The sequence below is a fragment of the Geminicoccus flavidas genome, from assembly GCF_009806515.1.
Lineage (GTDB): Bacteria > Pseudomonadota > Alphaproteobacteria > Geminicoccales > Geminicoccaceae > Geminicoccus > Geminicoccus flavidus.
In genome coordinates this window covers 1-3,007 of record NZ_WUJP01000025.1, presented here as the reverse complement: position 1 = coordinate 3,007, position 3,007 = coordinate 1, and the positions used below count along the sequence as shown (strand labels likewise).

Genomic DNA, 3,007 nt, shown 5'->3' with positions numbered 1-3,007 from the left:
CCCGCTACGTCTTCTCCCAGGACGCCAAGGTCATCGCGATCCAGTATTCGCTGACCGCCATGGCGATCGGCTTCGTCGCCCTGTTCCTGTCCTGGCTGATGCGGCTGCAGCTCGCTTTTCCCGGCGCGCTCGAGTTCATCGATGCCGACGCCTACTACCAGTACATCACCATGCACGGCATGATCATGGTGGTCTACCTCCTCACCGCCCTCTTTCTCGGCGGTTTCGGCAACTACCTGATCCCGCTGATGCTGGGTGCCAGGGACATGGCGTTCCCCTACGCCAACATGCTGAGCTATTGGATCTATCTCCTGGCGGTGCTGGTCCTGGCCGCCAGCTTCTTCACGTCGGACGGCCCAACCGGTGCCGGCTGGACGCTCTACCCGCCCCAGGCAATCCTGCCCAACACGCCCGGCCAGGACCTGGGCATCGTGCTGATGCTGGTCTCCCTGGCCCTGTTCATCATCGGCTTCACCATGGGCGGCCTGAACTACGTGGTGACCGTGCTGCAGGGCCGGACCCGCGGGATGACGCTCATGCGTATGCCGCTCACGGTCTGGGGGATCTTCACCGCCACGGTCATGGCGCTCCTGGCCTTTCCGGCCCTGTTCGTGGGCGCGGTGATGATGCTGTTCGACCGGCTGCTCGGCACCAGCTTCTTCATGCCGGCGATCGTTCAGATGGGCGAGCAGCTGAGCTATGGCGGCGGCAGCCCGATCCTGTTCCAGCACCTGTTCTGGTTCTTCGGCCATCCCGAAGTTTACATCGTGGCCCTGCCCGCGTTCGGCATCGTGTCGGACCTGATCGCCACCCACGCGCGCAAGAACATCTTCGGCTACCGCATGATGGTCTGGGCAATCGTGATCATCGGCGCGCTCAGCTTCATCGTGTGGGCGCACCACATGTATGTCAGCGGCATGAACCCCTATTTCGGGTTCTTCTTCGCCACCACGACCCTGATCATCGCGGTTCCCACCGCCATCAAGGTCTATAACTGGGTGCTGACCCTGTGGCGGGGCGACATCCACTTCACCCCGCCCATGCTGTTCGCGATCGGCTTCATCGTCACCTTCCTGAACGGCGGGCTGACCGGCATGTTCCTGGGCAACGTGGTGGTCGACGTCCCGCTCTCGGACACGATGTTCGTGGTCGCCCACTTCCACATGGTGATGGGCGTGGCGCCGATCCTGGTCATCTTCGGTGCCATCTACCACTGGTACCCGAAGATGACCGGCCGGATGCCCAATGACCTGCTGGCCAAGCTCCATTTCTGGATCACCTTCCTGGGCGCCTACCTGATCTTCTTCCCGATGCATTATTTGGGCCTGCTCGGCATCCCGCGCCGCTACTACGAGATGGGCGAGACCGCCTTCGTCCCGGCCTCCACCGTCACGCTGAACGAGTTCATCACGATCACGGCCCTGGTGGTCGGCGCCGCGCAGTTCCTGTTCCTGTTCAACATGTTCTGGAGCCTGCGCCACGGCCGGCCGGCCGGCGGCAACCCTTGGCGCGCCACCACGCTGGAATGGCAGACCCCGCAGACGCCGCCGGCCCACGGCAACTGGGGCCGCGAGCTGCCGGTCGTCTATCGCTGGGCCTATGACTACAGTGTGCCGGGCGCCGCGGAGGACTTCATCCCGCAGAACCAGCCGCCCTCCCCGGCCGAGCGCAGGGAAGCGGCGACGTGAGCGCGGCCCTGGCCTTTCTGGCACTGGTCGCCGCCGTCGCCGGCTGGTGGCTGGTTCGGCACGGCATCATGGCCAAGCCCTGGCTGGAGCCAGGCCTGCCGGCACCGGTGGTTCCGGGTCCCGCCTATGCGGAAGAGGCCGGGTCGGTGCGCCGGGCGAAGGCCGGGCTGGTGGTGTTCCTGGCCGTAGCCGGGTCCCTGTTCGCCCTGTTCGTCAGCGCCTACCTGATGCGCATGGGTGCCGCCGACTGGTGGGCGCTGCCCGTGCCGCGCATCCTTTGGATCAATACCGCCCTGCTAGTGGTCGGCAGCCTCGGGCTGCACGGGGCGCAGGTGGCGGCACGGCATGGCAGTCCGGCCGCAACTCAGCAGGGACTGCTGCTCGGTGGGGCTGCGGCGCTGGCGTTCCTGCTGGGCCAGATCCTGGCCTGGCGCGAGTTGCTGGCTGCCGGCCACGGGCTCGCTGGCAATCCGGCCGCGAGCTTCTTCTATGTGCTGAGCGGCGTGCACGGCCTGCATGTGGCGGGCGGCCTAGTGGCGCTCGGCCGCACGGCGGCATGGACCTGGCGCGATCCCGGCAGTGCCCGGGCGCGGGTCCTGGTCGAGCTGTGCGCCACCTACTGGCATTTCCTGCTGCTGGTCTGGCTGGTCCTGTTCGGCCTTCTGGCCGGCTGGGCCAACGACTTCGCCGAGATCTGCCGTCAGGTCCTGAGCTGATGGAGGTGCAGATGGCACGGGCAGCCACGGCTCCCACCCAGGCGGTGCTCCCGCGGCAGCCCGGCTGGCGCGGCATGATCGCCGACTGGAGCTCCGACCAGCGCGCCTTCAAGGGCGTGTCCTGGGGCAAGGCGATGATGTGGGTGTTCCTCTTGAGCGACACCTTCGTGTTCGGCTGCTTCCTCCTGTCCTACATGACCGCGCGCATGTCGACGGTGAAGCCCTGGCCAAACCCGAGCGAAGTGTTCGCGCTCACCATCGGCGGTGCCGAGATCCCGCTGATCCTGATCGCGATCATGACCTTCGTCCTGATCACCAGCAGCGGCACCATGGCGATGGCGGTGAACTTCGCCTACCGGCGCGACCGCAGGCGCACCGCCATCCTGATGCTGGTGACCGGCCTGCTGGGCGCCAGCTTCGTCAGCATGCAGGCCTTCGAGTGGAGCAAGCTGATCGAGGAAGGCGTGCGGCCCTGGGGCAATCCCTGGGGGGCTCCGCAGTTCGGCGCCACCTTCTTCATGATCACCGGCTTCCACGGCACCCACGTCACCATCGGCGTGATCTTCCTGCTGATCATCGCCCGCAAGGTCTGGCGCGGCGACT

General features: G+C 66.4%; 3 protein-coding genes. All 3 read left to right on the top strand.

Going from position 1 to position 3,007, the window contains the following annotated elements; translation table 11 throughout:
* Positions 1-1,688: cbb3-type cytochrome c oxidase subunit I (locus EQG76_RS00580; RefSeq protein WP_159709650.1), on the top strand; the 1,688-nt coding region annotated here is incomplete at its 5' end.
* On the top strand, positions 1,685-2,404 hold the full coding sequence (locus EQG76_RS00575) for a cytochrome c oxidase subunit 3 (RefSeq protein ID WP_159709648.1): 720 nt from the start codon (positions 1,685-1,687) through the stop codon (positions 2,402-2,404). The genes EQG76_RS00580 and EQG76_RS00575, both read left to right, overlap by 4 nt.
* A gap of 11 nt (positions 2,405-2,415) precedes the next feature.
* Positions 2,416-3,007 (top strand): cytochrome c oxidase subunit 3 (locus tag EQG76_RS00570; RefSeq protein ID WP_159709647.1); only part of this gene is annotated, 592 nt, incomplete at its 3' end.